Genomic DNA, 14,379 nt, shown 5'->3' on the forward strand with positions numbered 1-14,379 from the left:
CTGCCCCCGCCACCTCGATAGGCCTCAGGCGACCGAGGCCACCTGTCCCTGAACCGGGTTGTCGACATCGGCCGGAAGCGCGTGATGCGGTGCATCACCGCTATCCGTGACGAGATGGCAGGCGACGCTGCGCCCGCCGGCGACCTGGCGCAATTGCGGCTCCTCGCGACGGCACCGGTCCTCAGCGAACGGGCAGCGGCCAGCGAACCGGCAGCCGCGCGGCAGCATGATCGGGCTCGGCGGGTCGCCCTGAAGCCTCACCCGCTGCCTGCGCTCGCTGCTTGCCCCCGGCACCGCCGACAGCAGCGCCCATGTGTAGGGGTGCAGCGGCTGCGCGAAGAGGCTGTTGCGGTCGGTCAGCTCGACGATACGGCCGAGATACATGACCGCGATCTGGTCGCAGAGATACTGGACCACGCGCAGATCGTGGGAAATGAAGAGGTAGGAGAGGCCGAAGTCCCGCTGCAGTTCGACCAGCAGGTTCAGGGTCTGGGCCTGGATCGCCACGTCGAGCGCCGATACCGGCTCGTCGCAGACGATGAGGTCGGGGCGGCTCGCGAGCGCGCGCGCGATCCCGACGCGCTGGCGCTGGCCCCCCGAGAACTGATGCGGGAACAGGGCAAGCTGTTCGGGCCGAAGCCCGACCCGCCGGAACAGTTCGGTGACGCGATCGGCGCGCTCCGCCGGTGCCCCGACATCCATGAGGTCCAGCGGCTCACGCACGATGTCGCCGACCCGGGTCCGCGGATTGAGCGACGAATAGGGATCCTGGAAGATCATCTGGAACCGACGACGCGCGCGACGCAGCGGCTCGCCGCTCAGCGTGGTCAGGTCGGTGCCGTCGAGCTCGATCGATCCGCTCGTGGCGGTGATCAGCTGCATCACCGCGAGAGCGGTGGTCGTCTTGCCGGAGCCGCTTTCGCCGACGATGCCGAAGGTCGTGCGGCGCGGCAGCGCGAAGCTCACGCCATCGACGGCGTGAACGGTCCGCTGCGGCGCGAACGGATGCGGCCGTGGCAGCGGAAAATGGACCTTGAGGTCGGAGACGCGAAGAAGCGGGGGATCGGCAATCTGGCTCATGGGACCAACATGTCGTCGAGGAGCCAGCAGGCGGCGGCATGATCGGGAGCGACGGCGCTTGCCTGCGGAATGGCCTGGCGGCACCGCAGCATGGCATGCGCGCAACGCGGCGCGAAGGAACAGCCCGGCGGCAGGCGATTCAGCGGCGGCACGATGCCCGGGATCTCCTCGAGGCGCTGGCGTTCCGTCCCGGTGGTGAAATGCGGGATGCAGGCGATCAGCGCCTTCGTGTAGGGATGCTGGGGCCGTGCCAGCACGGCGTCTGCCCGCCCCTCCTCGATCTTGCGGCCGGCATACATGACGACGACGCGATCCGCCGTATCGGTGACGACGCCCATGTCGTGCGTGATCAGCAGGATCGCCGTTCCGAACCGCTGCTGGATGTCCTTGAGGAGGTCGAGGATCTGGGCCTGCACCGTGACATCGAGCGCGGTGGTCGGCTCGTCGGCAATCAGCAGCTTCGGCCGGCAGGCGAGCGCCATTGCGATCATCGCTCGCTGACGCATGCCACCCGACAGCTGGTGCGGATAGTCGTGGACGCGCTGCTCCGGCGCGGGGATGCTGACAGCCTGAAGCAGTTCCACCGCCCGATCGAGCGCGGCCTTGCGATTGAGGTCCTCGTGGAGACGCAGCGTCTCGGCGATCTGGTTCCCGATCGTGAAGACCGGGTTCAGCGCCGTCATCGGCTCCTGGAATATCATCGAGATATCCTTGCCGCGCATGCGCAGGAGCCGCTGGGGCGTGGCCCCGACGAGTTCCTCGCCTTCCAGCCTGATGCTGCCGCTGCGGATCATGCCGTTCGGCTGCGGTACAAGCCCCATGAGGGCGAGCCCGGTCATGCTCTTGCCGCTGCCGGATTCGCCGACGAGACACACCGTCTCGCCCGCCGCGATGTCGAACGAGACGTCGCGGAGAACGCGCGTCTCGGCCGAGCGCGACTTGAAGACGACGTTCAGGTCCTCGACGCGCAGGAGAGGTTGGGGGGTCATCGCTCTCGGAGCCTCGGGTTGAAGGCCTCGTTCAGTCCATCGCCGATCAGGCTGATGCTGAGCACCGTCAGGAAGATGGCGACCCCGGGGATGGTCGCCGCCCACCAGGCGTCGAGCATGTAGGGACGGTTGCCGCCCATCATCCGGCCCCAGCTCATCAGATTGGGGTCGCCGAGTCCGAGGAAGCTCAGGCCGCTCTCGAAGAGGATCGCGACGCCAGTCGTCAGCGTTGCCGAGACGATCAGGGGTGGCAGCGCGTTTGGCAGCACCACGCGCCAGATCAGCCGGCGGTTGCGGGCACCGATCGAGCGTGCCGCCTTGACATATTCAAGCCCCTTGATGCGCAGGAACTCCGCCCGCGTCAGCCGCGCGGAACTGGTCCAGCTGACGATGCCGATCGAGACGGCGACGCTCCAGAGCGTCGGCGAGAAGATCGTCACGATCGCCATGGCGAGCAGGAGCGGTGGCATGACCTGAAACACCTCGGTCAGGCGCATCAGCACCCGATCCACCAAACCGCCGTAGAAACCGGCGAGCGCCCCGACCGTGACCCCTATCGTCATCGTCAGCGCCGCGGCGATCAGCCCGACCGCGAGGCTGACCCTGCCCCCATTGACGATGCCGGCGGTAATGTCGCGCCCGAGATAGTCCGTGCCGAGCAGCGCGCCTTCCTCGCCGGGCGGCGAGAGGGGGGCCGATACGATGTCGAACGGGTCGACCGGGTAGAGCTTGGGGCCGATCAGCGTCATCAGCAGGAAGGTCGCCAGAATGATCAGCCCCGCCACGGCCGACGCATTGCGCCGGAACATGCGCCAGGCATCGCGGGCAGGACTGGCCGCCGGCGCGGGCGTATCCACGACCTTGTCGGCGTCGCTGAGGTCTGGCGCGATGAGACTCATGAATTGGCCCTGATGCGCGGATCGATGAGGCGATAGGCGAGATCGGTCAGCATGTTCACGACGATCACCACGACGGCCGAGAACAGCAGGATGCCGAGCAGGGTCGGTGAATCGCGACGCAGGATCGACATGTAGGCAAGGCTGCCGAGGCCCGGCCAGGCGAACACGGCCTCGACCAGAACGGCACCGGCCAGCACGCTGGAGAACTGCAATCCGACAATGGTCACGATGGGCAGGATGGCGTTGCGCAATGCGTGCTTGAAGACGACCAATCGCTCCGGAACGCCCTTGGCGCGCGCCGTGCGGATGTAGTCGGCGCCGAGAACCTCGAGCATGCTCGCACGCGCCATCCGGCTGTACTGAGCGATGTAGATGATCGAGAGCGTCGATGCCGGCAGAACCAGATGGTGCAGCACATCGAGCGTGCCGGCCCACCAGCCCGCGTCGAGGCGGGCAACGTCGCGCATTCCGCCGACAGGGAAGATGGGTATGGCCGAGGCAAAGAGCAGGATCAGCAGGATGCCGGTCCAGAAGACCGGAGCCGAGAACCCGACGAGCGACAGAACCGTGATGAGGTTGCTGACCCAACCATTGGGGCGGCGCGCGGCCATCACGCCGAGCAGGGTTCCGACAACGATCGCGATCAGAATGGCGGAAATCACCAGGAGCAGGGTCGCCGGCAGACGTTGCAGGATCAGCGAGAGCACCGGCGCGTTGAAGTAGAACGACTGGCCGAGATCGCCGGAAAGCACGTGGCTCATATAGAGCCAGAGCTGATGGATGAAAGTCTTGTCGAGCCCGTATGCGGCGCGCAGCTGGGCCAGCACTTCGGCGTTCGTGCCGCCCATCTCGCCGGCAATGACCTCGGCCGGATCGCCCGGCGCGAGATGGATCAGCGCGAAGTTCAGCACGATGACGATCAGGATCATCACCGCTGCCTGGGCAGCACGTCCGAGAATGGAGAAGAGGACCTGCATGGCGGGGGCTCCGGCGGCGGTCGGATCGTCAGGCGGGCGCCGTCGCCCGATGGAGAACGCCCATCGAGCCGGCAAGGCGGATCTGCCCGCGCCGGGTTCGCGCGCCGGGCTCCGGGGTCATGGCGACGCGAAGACCGGCCGCACGATCGTCAGCCGACAGCAGCGCGCCTTCCTGTTCGGAAAGGTCGTCCATCAGTGCATCCTCTGGCCTGCGCTTTATTTGTTCTGGATCGCAGTTCTTGCAGGCTAAGAGGGATTGGCTGGCCGGATTTAGAACCAGTTCAATCGAACAAATGGAGCCAGCCTGACCAGCAGCTTTCGCCGGTCGGGCGAATGGGATCGCGGCGTGACGGGCGCCACCGGAATCGGGACGCCGTCAGCGGGTTGCACCATGATCCCATGGCCGTGGCGATGTGCAGGGCCGCTGGCGTTGGCGGCCGGCCGCAATTGAGGATCGGCGGCAAGCCTGGGCCGCGATCAGGTCCGCCGCTGGATTTCGACGTCGTCGTGCGAGCCCTTGCCGAGACGCACGGCCAGACCTCGGTCTGGGGGCCAGCGAAGACCGCTCGGCGCGGCGGCATTCGCGGCGGCCCCGTATCAGACCTTGACCTCGCTCAGCGCCTTGGCGAAAGCCTGGAAGAACTGATCGGCCAGTTTGCGTGAGGTAGCGACGATCAGGCGGCTGCCGAGCGCTGCGAGCTTGCCGCCGATCTCGGCCTTGGCCTCGTAGGTCAGGATCGTGTCGCCGCCGTCCTCGGCGAGGCGCACCTGCGAGTTGCCCTTGGCGAAGCCGGCAATGCCGCCATTGCCCTGGCCGACGATCCGGCAACTGGCCGGCGCGTCGATGTCGGTGAGTTCAACGGTTCCGGAGAAGGTCGCCGAGACCGGCCCTACCTTGAGCTGCACCTTGGCCGCGAAACTCGTCGGCGAGGTCTGCTCGACCTCCTTGCAGCCGGGAATGCAACGCTTCAGCGTCTCGACGTCGAACAGCGCGCGCCAGACGAGATCGCGCGGCGCCGCGATGCGGTGCTCGCCAACAATATCCATGATCCTCTCCCGTGAAACTCAGACGGCGCAGTAGCGCTCCTGAATGCCCTTGTCGGCGAGCAGGGCCGCGGCGCTGCTCTCGTGGACGACTTCCCCCTGATCGATGATCACCGCCCGGTCGGCGAGCTTCAGCGCCCATTCGACATTCTGCTCGACGAGCAGGAGCGTGACGCCGGAATCGCGAAGGCGGCGGAACAGCACGCCCATCTCCTCGACGAGCACCGGCATGATGCCCTCGGAAGGTTCGTCCAGCAGGATCATCTTGGGACGCGCGATCATGGCGCGGGCGATGGCCAGCATCTGCTGCTCGCCCCCGGACATGGTTGTGCCCTGTTGGTCGAGCCGCTCCTTCAGGCGCGGAAAGCTTTCGGCGATCTCGTCGATGGCCTGCTTCTCGTCGATGCCGGCCCGGCTCGCCACCAGGCCCAGCTGCAGGTTCTCCCGAACGGTGAGCCCGGGAACGATGCGGCGCTCCTCGGGCACGTAGGCGAGGCCGAGGCCGAAGCGCGCATGAGCCGGCAGCGGCAAAAGGCTGGCGCCGTCGAAACGCACCTCGCCAGCCGCGCGCGGCATCAGGCCCATGACGGAGCGAATGGTCGTCGTCTTGCCGGCGCCGTTGCGGCCGACCAGCGCGACGATCTCGCCCTTGTCCACGCGCAGCGACACGCCGTGCAGTACGTGGCTGGCGCCATACCAGGCGTTGAGGCCCTTGATCTCAAGCATAGCCATCGTTCTGTCCGAGATAGACGCGGCGGACTTCGGAATCCGCCTGGATGTGCTGCGGCGGTCCGTCGGCGATCAGACGGCCGTGGTGCAGCACGAGGATGCGGTCTGAAAGGCCGAGGATCATCTTCATCTTGTGCTCGACGAGCAGGATGGTCCGGTCGGCTGCCAGTTTCTCGATCAGCGCCACCATGTCCTTCGTCTCCTCCGGCCCCATGCCGGCGGTCGGCTCGTCGAGGAGCAGGAGTTCAGGATCGGCCACCAGCGCGATGGCGATTTCCAGCGCCCTCTGCTGGCCGTGGGCGAGGAACTTGGCGGTGGCGCCGCGCTGCTGCGACAGCCCGACGGCGGCGAGCGCCGCATCGGCCTTAGCGTCGAGCTCGGGCAGCCGGCTTCGATCGGTCCAGATGTCGTAACGCGCCCGGAAGGCCTGCGCCGCCACGCGCACGTTCTCGTGGACGCTGAGATCCGGGAAGATATTGGTGATCTGGTAGGATCGGGCGATGCCAAGATGGACGAAGCGGTGCTGTGGCGTTCCCGTCAGGTCCTGTCCCTTGAACCGGATCGAGCCGGTCGAGGGCGGCAGCACGCCGGACAGGACGTTGAAGAAGGTGCTCTTGCCGGCGCCGTTCGGGCCGATAATGGCCGTCACCTTGTTCGGCTCGAACGACGCGGTGACGCCTTCGAGCGCGACGAAGCCGCCGAAGCGCCGGCCGACATTCTCGACCGCGAGAAGGGAAGTGGTCATCGGCCGGCCCTCCAGGCGAGCGCCGTGCCCCAGATGCCCTTGGGCAGAAACAGCACGAACAGGATGAACACCGAGCCGACGACGATCTGCCAGTGCGAGGTCCACAGCGAGATCACGTCCTCCATCAGGAGGAAGGCCAGCGCGCCGACGAAGGGACCGAAAAACGAGCCCGCGCCGCCGAGCAGCGTCATCATCACGATCATGCCGGAGGTGTGGTAGTGCAGCGTGTCGAGCGGCACGATGGCGAGGTGCAGCGCCGACATCGTCCCGGCCAGCGCGCAGATCAGCCCCGACAGCGTGAAGGACAGGAGCTTGGTGCGCTCCACGTCGTAGCCGCAGGCGCGCGCCCGCGTCTCGTTCTCGCGGATCGCCTCGATCGCCGCGCCGAAGGGCGAATTGAGGATGCGCGAGACCAGCCACAGCGCCACCGCCGCGAAGATCATCAGCACGTAATACTTGGCGACCGGGTTGAGGAAATCGACGGTCACGCCGAACAGCGAGATTTTCGCGACCGTGAAGCCACGCAGGCCGTTCTCGCCGCCGGTCCAGGACGAGGCCTGAAGCGCGGCGTAGTAGACGAGCTGCGACAGCGCGAGCGTCACCATCGAGAAGTAGATGCCGCGCGTGCGGATCGACAACAGGCCGATCACCACGGCGAGCGCTCCGCCGATGGCGACGCCCAGCGCCATGGCCACGAACCAGGGCAGCCCGAACTGGCCGATGGCGATGCCGGTGGCATAGGCGCCGGCGCCGAAGAAGGCTGCATGACCGAAGGACAGGAGCCCCGTATAGCCGAACAGCAGGTTGTAGCCGACGGCGAGTAGCCCATAGATCAGAACGTTCACCGCCAGCGCCTTGGACGGCAGAAGCCAGGGCAGCAGGCACAGCGCGAGGATGGTCAGCGGCACGCGCCAGGCGGTCAGCGTCGCGACCAGACCTGCGGGGCGGGCGGCCGCCGCTGCCATGGCGGGAAGCGGGGAGGACGGCGAGGTCATCGATGCTCTCCCCTCAGTGGCCGGCAACGGCGCGGCCGAACAGGCCCTGCGGCCGGACCAGCAGCACCAGCGCCATCAGCGCGAACATGACGATGGTCGCCATCTCGGGCGCGAACAGCGCCGTCATGCTGACCGCGACGCCGACGAGCAGGCCTGCGACGACCGCGCCGATCAGCGAGCCCATGCCGCCGATGACCGTGACGACGAAGGCCTCCGCCAGCACCAGCGCGCCCATTTCCGGATTGACGCTCCGCATCGGCGCGGCGAGCACGCCGCCGAGCGCGGTGAGCCCGATGCCGAGCCCGAAGACCATGAGCCAGACCTTGCCGATATCGACGCCCAGCACCCGCATGATCAGCGGATCGCGCGCGCCGGCGCGCACGATGAGGCCGTACTTCGTTTTCTCCAGAAACAGCCAGAGCAGGACGAGCACGGCGGCCACGACGCCGACCACGAACAGCCGGTAGACCGGGAAGAAGCCGATGCCGAGATCGGCGACACCCGACAGCAAAGCCGGCGTCTCGAACGGAATGCCGTCGCTGCCGAACACGATGCGCACCGCCTCGACCAGCACATAGCCGAGGCCGAAGGTCAGCAGCAGCGGATCGTCCACCGAGCGCTTGTAGAGCGGCCGGATCAGCAGGAACTCGATCGCCATGCCGAAGGCGCCGATGGCGAGCGGCGCGACGAGCAGCCCCCACCAGAAACTGCCCGTCAGCGAGGCGACCCACAGGCCGGCATAGGCGCCGACCATGAACAGCGCGCCATGGGCGAAGTTCACCACGCCCAGCATGCCGAAAATGATCGACAGGCCGAGCGCGACCATGATGAGGATCGCGCCGAGCGCGACCCCCGAGAACAACTGCATGGCGATGAGTTCGGCGTCCATGGCGGGCCCTGGGCTCCTTGCGGCGGGGGATCTGTGCGTCAGGCCGGGAAGCCAAGCTCGGAGCAGGTGCGCAACATGGCTTCCGAGGCCGGCTCGGTCGCCAGGACATTGAACAGGTCGGCATCGCCCTTCATGTCCGCGCGCTTCTTGGACTCCAGCACGAGCACCGACTGCATCGACTGGTGGTCGCACTTGCGGTAGCTCTGCGCGCCCTTGGCAACGTCGTATTTCAGCTCCTCAAGGGCCGCGATGACCTTGTCCGTGTCGGTGCCGCCAGCCGCCTGCATGGCGAGCAGCAGCGAATAGACGCCGGTGAAACCGTAGGCGCCGTAATCGGTAGGCACGGCGCCGCCATGGGCCGCGCGGAAGGCGTCGTTGAACGCCTTGGCGGAGGGAATGGACTGCTCCAGACCCCAATAGTAGTTGGCGCCGCCGACGACCCCGGCGAAGGCGTCGGGGCCGATGGCGAGGCGCTGGTTGTGCAGCAGCACCGGCACCACGATCCGGGCATTGCGGTTCATGCCGAAATCGACGGCCTGCTTGATCGAATTGGCCTGATCGCGGCCGAAATTGGCGATGCACAGGATGTCCGGGCGCATCGCGCGCAGGCGCGGCATGAAGGTCGAATAGTCGGGCGCGCCGAAGGGATGCAGGATCTCGCCGACGCTCTCCGCGCCGAGCGCGGCCTGCGCCCGCTTGAAGCCGCGCAGCATCTCGTGGCCATAGGCGTAGTCGGCGACGAGATAGGCGACCTTCGAACCGCGCTTGAACGTGTGCTTGGCGACCGCAGCGGTGGTCATGTGCGGGTTCAGCGCCTCGTGGAAGGTGAAGCGGCTGAAATCCTTGACCTCGTTGATCGTGTCGGACTGGCTGATCGACACGTAGATGACGCCGCGGGCGCGTGTCACCTCGTTGACCGCAAGCTGGACGGCGCTCGACAGCGCGCCGACGATGGCGTGGGCCTTGTCCTTCTCGATCAGTTCCAGCGTGCGGGTCGCCGCCTCGCCGGCATTGAGCTTGTCGTCACGCACCAGCAGCTCGACCTTGCGGCCCGCGACGCCACCCTTGTCGTTGATCAGCTTGACGGCGAGTTCGGCGCTGCGCACCTGATCACGCGCCTCGGCCGCGAAGGGGCCGGTCAGCGGCGTCGGGAAGCCGATGCGGACGGTGTCGGCGCCCTGCGCGTTCGCCACCCAGGGCGCGGCGACGAGGCTGGCGCCAGCGCCCATCAGCACGGTGCGGCGCGACGGCGACGGGAAGCGGCTGTTGATCATCGTGGTCATTCGTTCCTCCTGATATCTGCTCTCGTTGTGTCGGCTCATATGCGTCCCAGTGCCCTGAGCAGGCGGGCCGGGGTCATGGGTATCTGGGCGATGGTCGCCCCGAAGGGCGTCATGGCATCGTTGACGGCATTGAGCGCCGCGGCCGACGCGGCGGCGGTGCCGGCCTCGCCACAACCCTTGGCGCCGAGGATGGTGTCGAGGGTCGGGGTTTCGACATGGCCGATCTCGATATCCGGAATCTCGCAGGCCATGGGCACGAGGTAGTCGGCGAGCGAACCGTTGGTGAGCTGGCCGGCCGCGTCGTAGAGGCATTCCTCGAAGAAGGCCGCGCCAAGCCCCTGCACGACGCCGCCGCGCACCTGTTCGTCCACCAGCAGCGGGTTGATGATGCGGCCGCAATCCTCGACCACCCAGTGCTTCAGGATCTTGACGAAGCCGGTCTCGGCGTCGAGCTCCACATGGCAACCCTGGATGCCGTTGGTGAAGGCGAAGGGATAGCCCTGCGGCGCGAAGTGATGGGCGACGGTGAGCTGCGCCTCCGTGCCCGGCGGCAGCGTGTCCGAGCGGAAATAGGCGATGCGCGCGACATCGGCGAGCGACAGCCGCTGCTGGCCGAGCGCGTCCACGATCCAGCCGTCCAGGAGGTCGAGCTCGTCGGAGCGGGCCTGAAGGATCGCCGCCGCGACCTTCAGCACATTGGCTTTCAGGGCGCGCGCGGCGCGCAGCGCCGTCTCGCCGCCAATGCCCGCGCCGCGGCAGGCCCACGTCGCGCCGCCATGCGGCGTCACTTCGGTATCGCCGGTGATGACGCGGACCTTCTCGCGCGCGACGCCGAGCTGATCGGCGACGATCTGGCCAATGATGGTTTCGGTGCCCTGTCCCTGCTCGGTCACCGAAATCAGACAGCGCACCTCGCCCGAGGGCGTCACTTTCACCACCGCTCCGTCCTGCGCCGAGATGCGGGCGCCGCCGATGCCGTAGAAGGCCGGGCTCGGATTGGAGATTTCGACGAAGCTCGCAATGCCGATGCCGCGATGGATACCCTTCGCGCGAAGTTCCGCCTGTTCGGCGCGCAGCCCGTCATAATCCATCATCGCCTTGAGGCGAGCGAGGCATTCCTGATGCGACAGGGCCTCGAACTTGTAGCCGGTCGGCGACTCGCAGGGATAGGCGTCGTCCGCGATCAGGTTGCGCTCGCGCATGGCAGCGGGATCGAGGCCCGCCTTCGCCGCCGCCATGTCCACCAGCCTTTCGGTGACCGCGGCGGCAATGGGGTGGCCGACGGCGCGATACTGGCTGGTCTGCACCTTGTTCTGGAACACGACCGACAGTTCCGCGCGGTAGTTGCGGAACCTGTAGGGCGCGCCCATCAGCCGGATCACCTGGTTGCCCTCGACCGCGCTGGTGCGCGGATAGGTCGAGAAGGCGCCGATGGCCGTGACGTCGTCGACGTCCATGCCGATGATGGTGCCGGCCGCGTCGATGGCCATGCGCGCACGCACGCGGTGGTCGCGCGCATGGATATCCGAGACGAAGGACTCGATGCGGTCCGCGACGAACTTGACGGGACGGCCCAGCAGGATCGACAGGCCGACCACGGCCATGTCCTCGTGATAGACGTGCAGCTTCATGCCGAACGAGCCGCCGATATCGGGAGCAACGACCCGCACCTGCGCTTCCGGAATACTGAAATGCCGCGAATAGAGGTCCTGGAACTGGAACGGGGTCTGCGTCGCGTGATGGACGGTGAGGCGCTCCTCGCTCGCGTCATAGTCGGCAAGGATCGCGCGCGGCTCCAGCGTCACGGCGGTATGCCGCCCGAAGAGGAACTCCTCCTCGACGACATGAGCGGCGGCGGCGAACAGGCCGTCGATGCCGCCGGTGTCGAGCTTGGCGTGGAAGCAGATATTGTCCGCGAGCTCCTCGGCGACGCGGTCGGCGCCCGGTTCGCGCGCCGCGTCGATGTCGATGACCGGCGGCAGTTCCTCGAACTCCACCATGACGGCCTCGGCCGCGTCTTCCGCCTGCGCGCGCGTGTCGGCGACGATGGCGACCACGGCCTGTCCGGCCCAGGTCGCCTTGCCGACCGGCAGCGGCAGTTGCGGCGCGGATTTCATGCCCTTGAAATGGTCGAGCGTGCCCGTCCACGGCTGACAGATGCGCGCGAGATCCTCGCCGGTCGCGATCAACCGGACACCCGGCATGGTCCGGGCCGCCTCGGCGTCAACCGAGACGATCCGCGCATGGGCATAGGGGCTGCGCAGGAAAGCCGCATGGACCATGCGCGGCAGGACGAGGTCGGTGACATAGCGCCCCTTGCCGGCAAGCAGGCGCCTGGCGTTCGGGCGCGAAACGGAACGGCCGATGTAGGAATTGGGCCGGTCGAGGGCGCCGAGAGGAGCGTTCATACTGCGACCTCCTCGCCGGCACGCTGTCGCGCCACCGTCTCGATGGCATCGACAATGGCCTCGTAGCCGGTACAGCGACAGTAATTGCCCGACAGCGCGTCGCGGATTTCCTCGCGCGTCGGAACGCCCGGCTGCGCGAGCAGGCTGTGTGCCGTGACCAGCATGCCCGGCGTGCAGAACCCGCACTGGAGCGCGTTGCGCTCATGGAATGCGGTCTGGACATCGGCGATGATGCCGCGCTCGCTCAAACCTTCGATGGTCTCGATCGCCGAACCTGCGGCCTGCACGGCGAAGACGAGGCAGCCATGGGTCGCCTTGCCATCGACCAGCACCAGGCAGGCACCGCAGACGCCCATCTCGCAGCCCGTATGGGTGCCCGTGAGCTGCATGTCGCGGCGCAGGAAATCGGCCAGCGTCTCGCGCGGCTCGATCTCGCGGGTGACGTCCTCGCCATTGACGGTGAGCGTGACGGAAGCGGTGATCGTCATGCCGCCACCGCTGCGTTGTCGACAAGCCCGCCGAGCAGGCGGCCGAGCAGCACGCGTGCGAGATGCAAGCGCATGGCGGCGGGCGTCCGTTCGTCGTCCGGTGGGTCGAGATCGCCGGCGAGCGCCTGCTGCGCATCGGCAATCGCGTCGCCGTCGAGCACACGGCCGACGAGGCGGGCTTCCGCCTGCCGGGCGCGGACAGGTGTCGCCGCCGCCGACAGGAAGGCGAAGCGCGCTTCCGCGACGGCCGGGCCGTCCATGTCCAGCATCAGGCCAGCCCCGATCACGGCATAATCACCGCGCCTGCGGGCGAATTCGTCGAAGGCCCAGCGATGCGACGGCCGGGCAACGGGGACGTGGAATGCCACCAGCAGTTCTCCCGGCTCGAGCGCCGTCTGGTAAAGGTCGAGGAAGAACGCCTCGGCCGGCACGCGGCGGTGTCCGTCCGGGCCCGCGATCTCCATGTCCGCGCCGATAGCCAGCATGACCGCTGGAAATTCCGCGGCCGGATCGGCGAGCGCGACACTGCCGCCGAGCGTGCCCCTGTTGCGGATGGCGGGGTGCGCGACATGCGGCGCGGCCATCCGCAGCAGCGGGGCATGAGCGGCGATGAGCGGGTCGGTCAGCGTCTCGACATGACGCGTCAGCGCGCCGATGCGCAGCCGGTCACCGTCCAGCGCGATGCCACGGAGTGCGTCGATATGGGCGATGTCGATGAGCACGTCCGGCGCCTGGAGCCGGAGCGCGAGTGCCGGCGCAAGGCTGTGGCCGCCCGCGAGATAGCTCGCTTCCCCGCCGGCCTCGGCGAAGGCGTCGAAGGCCTCCGCGATCGTTGCGGGGCGCACATAGCGGAAGGCGCGTGCTTTCACGCCCAGACTCCTCGATGACGTTTCCAGCCAGATTTGTAACCATCTGGTCACTTTCACATTATTCGAAGCATGCGGACGAGCCCGCGTCAACTAGAAATGACCACTTGGTCACTTTTTCGCATTGCGCTATCCCCTGTGTCGGCAGTGGCAACCGGGCAGATTCGAGCCGGACGATGGCGACAGGGGCAGCAGGCGGCGCGAACAAGCCGCGCAGGCGCAACATGCGCGCGGCGGATCGGGAGCAGTTGATCCTCGAGGAAGCCGTGCGCTTCTTCGCGGAGCACGGCTTCGAGGGCCAGACGCGCGAGCTCGCCAAGCGCATGGGCATCACGCATTCGGCCATCTACAGGCATTTTCCGAGCAAGGAATCGCTGATCGAGCGCGTCTACGAGCACATCTATCTCAGCCGCTGGAGCCCGGCCTGGGCGCCGCTCATCCGCGACCGGTCATTGACGCTGGAAGCCCGCCTGACCCGCTTCTATCTCGAATATGTCGAGCGGGTTTTCGACCATGACTGGGTGCGCATCTTCGTGTTTTCCGGCCTGCGGTCGTTCGACATCACCAAGCGCTATCTCGTCATCGTCCGTGACGAGATCATTCGTCCCGCCTGCGAGGAACTGCGCCGGGAACTCGGCATCGACCTCCCCGCCGGCACGGAACTCACCGAGCGCGAGCTCGAAATGGCCTGGGGCCTGCACGGGCGGATCTTCTACCTGGCCATCCGGCGCTTCGTGTATCTGACACCGACCCCCGAACGGCTCGACGACGTCGTTCGCGATGCCGTGCGCATTCACCTCGCGGGCGCCAAGGCTCTCGCCAGCGCCGACGATCGCCCGTGGAACGCCGCTGACAATGCGACCTGACATCGGAAAAACTAGCCGGCGGCATGCTGCGAATCGTCGCGGCTCCGGGCCCAGACGTTTCGGGCCCGTTTGCGCTCAATGAGAAGACAGCAGGTGTCACTGCGTGGCATCCGAACCTTGC

The 14,379-nt window shown here is 67.3% G+C and carries 16 protein-coding genes; 2 read left to right on the forward strand and 14 right to left on the reverse strand.

Annotated features, from left to right (window positions below; all coding sequences use genetic code 11):
* Positions 1-24: 24 nt before the first annotated feature.
* From JNK84_RS18870 to JNK84_RS18890, 5 genes are read right to left on the reverse strand one after another with little or no spacing between them, the layout of a single operon-like run.
* Positions 25-1,080 (reverse strand): ABC transporter ATP-binding protein, encoded by a 1,056-nt coding sequence (locus JNK84_RS18870; RefSeq protein ID WP_293426649.1) that lies wholly within the window; start codon positions 1,078-1,080, stop codon positions 25-27.
* A complete protein-coding gene (locus JNK84_RS18875; protein WP_293426651.1) occupies positions 1,077-2,069 on the reverse strand; it encodes an ABC transporter ATP-binding protein in 993 nt (330 codons plus the stop codon). Before JNK84_RS18875 ends, JNK84_RS18870 begins: the two co-directional genes overlap by 4 nt.
* Positions 2,066-2,968 carry an ABC transporter permease gene (locus JNK84_RS18880; RefSeq protein WP_293426653.1) on the reverse strand — a complete coding sequence of 301 codons (903 nt, stop codon included), beginning with the start codon at positions 2,966-2,968 and terminating at the stop codon, positions 2,066-2,068. The genes JNK84_RS18875 and JNK84_RS18880 overlap by 4 nt, the downstream gene beginning before the upstream one ends.
* A complete protein-coding gene (locus JNK84_RS18885; protein ID WP_293426655.1) occupies positions 2,965-3,945 on the reverse strand; it encodes an ABC transporter permease in 981 nt (326 codons plus the stop codon). Before JNK84_RS18885 ends, JNK84_RS18880 begins: the two co-directional genes overlap by 4 nt.
* A 28-nt stretch (positions 3,946-3,973) precedes the next feature.
* Positions 3,974-4,138, reverse strand: coding sequence for a hypothetical protein (locus JNK84_RS18890; protein WP_293426658.1), 165 nt, complete (start codon positions 4,136-4,138; stop codon positions 3,974-3,976).
* A 140-nt stretch (positions 4,139-4,278) separates the two neighbouring features.
* Here JNK84_RS18890 and JNK84_RS23505 point away from each other — a divergent pair, with 140 nt between their 5' ends.
* Positions 4,279-4,608 (forward strand): MlrC C-terminal domain-containing protein, encoded by a 330-nt coding sequence (locus tag JNK84_RS23505; RefSeq protein WP_367272365.1) that lies wholly within the window; start codon positions 4,279-4,281, stop codon positions 4,606-4,608.
* On the opposite strand, the gene JNK84_RS18895 is transcribed toward JNK84_RS23505, so the two are convergent.
* From JNK84_RS18895 to JNK84_RS18935, 9 genes are read right to left on the reverse strand one after another with little or no spacing between them, the layout of a single operon-like run.
* Entirely contained in the window at positions 4,543-4,992 is a 450-nt protein-coding gene (locus tag JNK84_RS18895) for a CoxG family protein (protein WP_293426661.1), read from the reverse strand. The two genes, JNK84_RS23505 and JNK84_RS18895, sit on opposite strands and share 66 nt — an antisense overlap.
* An 18-nt stretch (positions 4,993-5,010) precedes the next feature.
* Positions 5,011-5,715 carry an ABC transporter ATP-binding protein gene (locus tag JNK84_RS18900; protein WP_293426979.1) on the reverse strand — a complete coding sequence of 235 codons (705 nt, stop codon included), beginning with the start codon at positions 5,713-5,715 and terminating at the stop codon, positions 5,011-5,013.
* A complete protein-coding gene (locus tag JNK84_RS18905; protein WP_293426664.1) occupies positions 5,708-6,463 on the reverse strand; it encodes an ABC transporter ATP-binding protein in 756 nt (251 codons plus the stop codon). The genes JNK84_RS18900 and JNK84_RS18905 overlap by 8 nt, the downstream gene beginning before the upstream one ends.
* Entirely contained in the window at positions 6,460-7,458 is a 999-nt protein-coding gene (locus JNK84_RS18910) for a branched-chain amino acid ABC transporter permease (RefSeq protein ID WP_441343272.1), read from the reverse strand. The genes JNK84_RS18905 and JNK84_RS18910 overlap by 4 nt, the downstream gene beginning before the upstream one ends.
* A 13-nt stretch (positions 7,459-7,471) precedes the next feature.
* Positions 7,472-8,347, reverse strand: a complete 876-nt coding sequence (locus tag JNK84_RS18915; RefSeq protein ID WP_293426667.1) for a branched-chain amino acid ABC transporter permease — start codon at positions 8,345-8,347, stop codon at positions 7,472-7,474.
* Between the two features lie 38 nt (positions 8,348-8,385).
* Positions 8,386-9,630 carry an ABC transporter substrate-binding protein gene (locus tag JNK84_RS18920; protein WP_293426670.1) on the reverse strand — a complete coding sequence of 415 codons (1,245 nt, stop codon included), beginning with the start codon at positions 9,628-9,630 and terminating at the stop codon, positions 8,386-8,388.
* Positions 9,631-9,665: 35 nt separating this feature from the next.
* Complete coding sequence (locus tag JNK84_RS18925; RefSeq protein WP_293426673.1) at positions 9,666-12,038, reverse strand: xanthine dehydrogenase family protein molybdopterin-binding subunit; 2,373 nt, start codon at positions 12,036-12,038, stop codon at positions 9,666-9,668.
* The gene (locus tag JNK84_RS18930) at positions 12,035-12,526 is read right to left on the reverse strand and encodes a (2Fe-2S)-binding protein (RefSeq protein ID WP_293426676.1); all 492 of its coding nucleotides are present in this window, start codon (positions 12,524-12,526) and stop codon (positions 12,035-12,037) included. Before JNK84_RS18930 ends, JNK84_RS18925 begins: the two co-directional genes overlap by 4 nt.
* On the reverse strand, positions 12,523-13,395 hold the full coding sequence (locus tag JNK84_RS18935; protein ID WP_293426679.1) for an FAD binding domain-containing protein: 873 nt from the start codon (positions 13,393-13,395) through the stop codon (positions 12,523-12,525). Before JNK84_RS18935 ends, JNK84_RS18930 begins: the two co-directional genes overlap by 4 nt.
* A 173-nt stretch (positions 13,396-13,568) precedes the next feature.
* On the opposite strand from JNK84_RS18935, the gene JNK84_RS18940 reads away from it, so the two are divergent.
* Positions 13,569-14,258, forward strand: a complete 690-nt coding sequence (locus JNK84_RS18940) for a TetR/AcrR family transcriptional regulator (RefSeq protein ID WP_441343273.1) — start codon at positions 13,569-13,571, stop codon at positions 14,256-14,258.
* The last annotated feature ends 121 nt before the right edge of the window (positions 14,259-14,379 follow it).

Origin of the sequence: Phreatobacter sp. (genome assembly GCF_016793595.1) — a bacterium.
Classification (GTDB): domain Bacteria; phylum Pseudomonadota; class Alphaproteobacteria; order Rhizobiales; family Phreatobacteraceae; genus Phreatobacter.

What these genes read in the sequence shown, in the direction of transcription:
- JNK84_RS18895 (WP_293426661.1), bottom strand. Translation starts at nt 4,992, where the DNA reads ATGGATATTGTTGGCGAGCACCGCATCGCGGCGCCGCGCGATCTCGTC.
- JNK84_RS18875 (WP_293426651.1), bottom strand. Translation starts at nt 2,069, where the DNA reads ATGACCCCCCAACCTCTCCTGCGCGTCGAGGACCTGAACGTCGTCTTC.
- JNK84_RS18885 (WP_293426655.1), bottom strand. Translation starts at nt 3,945, where the DNA reads ATGCAGGTCCTCTTCTCCATTCTCGGACGTGCTGCCCAGGCAGCGGTG.
- JNK84_RS18905 (WP_293426664.1), bottom strand. Translation starts at nt 6,463, where the DNA reads ATGACCACTTCCCTTCTCGCGGTCGAGAATGTCGGCCGGCGCTTCGGC.
- JNK84_RS18910 (WP_441343272.1), bottom strand. Translation starts at nt 7,458, where the DNA reads ATGACCTCGCCGTCCTCCCCGCTTCCCGCCATGGCAGCGGCGGCCGCC.
- JNK84_RS18915 (WP_293426667.1), bottom strand. Translation starts at nt 8,347, where the DNA reads ATGGACGCCGAACTCATCGCCATGCAGTTGTTCTCGGGGGTCGCGCTC.
- JNK84_RS18930 (WP_293426676.1), bottom strand. Translation starts at nt 12,526, where the DNA reads ATGACGATCACCGCTTCCGTCACGCTCACCGTCAATGGCGAGGACGTC.
- JNK84_RS18890 (WP_293426658.1), bottom strand. Translation starts at nt 4,138, where the DNA reads ATGGACGACCTTTCCGAACAGGAAGGCGCGCTGCTGTCGGCTGACGAT.
- JNK84_RS18900 (WP_293426979.1), bottom strand. Translation starts at nt 5,715, where the DNA reads ATGCTTGAGATCAAGGGCCTCAACGCCTGGTATGGCGCCAGCCACGTA.
- JNK84_RS23505 (WP_367272365.1), top strand. Translation starts at nt 4,279, where the DNA reads ATGGGATCGCGGCGTGACGGGCGCCACCGGAATCGGGACGCCGTCAGC.
- JNK84_RS18940 (WP_441343273.1), top strand. Translation starts at nt 13,569, where the DNA reads ATGGCGACAGGGGCAGCAGGCGGCGCGAACAAGCCGCGCAGGCGCAAC.
- JNK84_RS18920 (WP_293426670.1), bottom strand. Translation starts at nt 9,630, where the DNA reads ATGACCACGATGATCAACAGCCGCTTCCCGTCGCCGTCGCGCCGCACC.
- JNK84_RS18870 (WP_293426649.1), bottom strand. Translation starts at nt 1,080, where the DNA reads ATGAGCCAGATTGCCGATCCCCCGCTTCTTCGCGTCTCCGACCTCAAG.
- JNK84_RS18925 (WP_293426673.1), bottom strand. Translation starts at nt 12,038, where the DNA reads ATGAACGCTCCTCTCGGCGCCCTCGACCGGCCCAATTCCTACATCGGC.
- JNK84_RS18880 (WP_293426653.1), bottom strand. Translation starts at nt 2,968, where the DNA reads ATGAGTCTCATCGCGCCAGACCTCAGCGACGCCGACAAGGTCGTGGAT.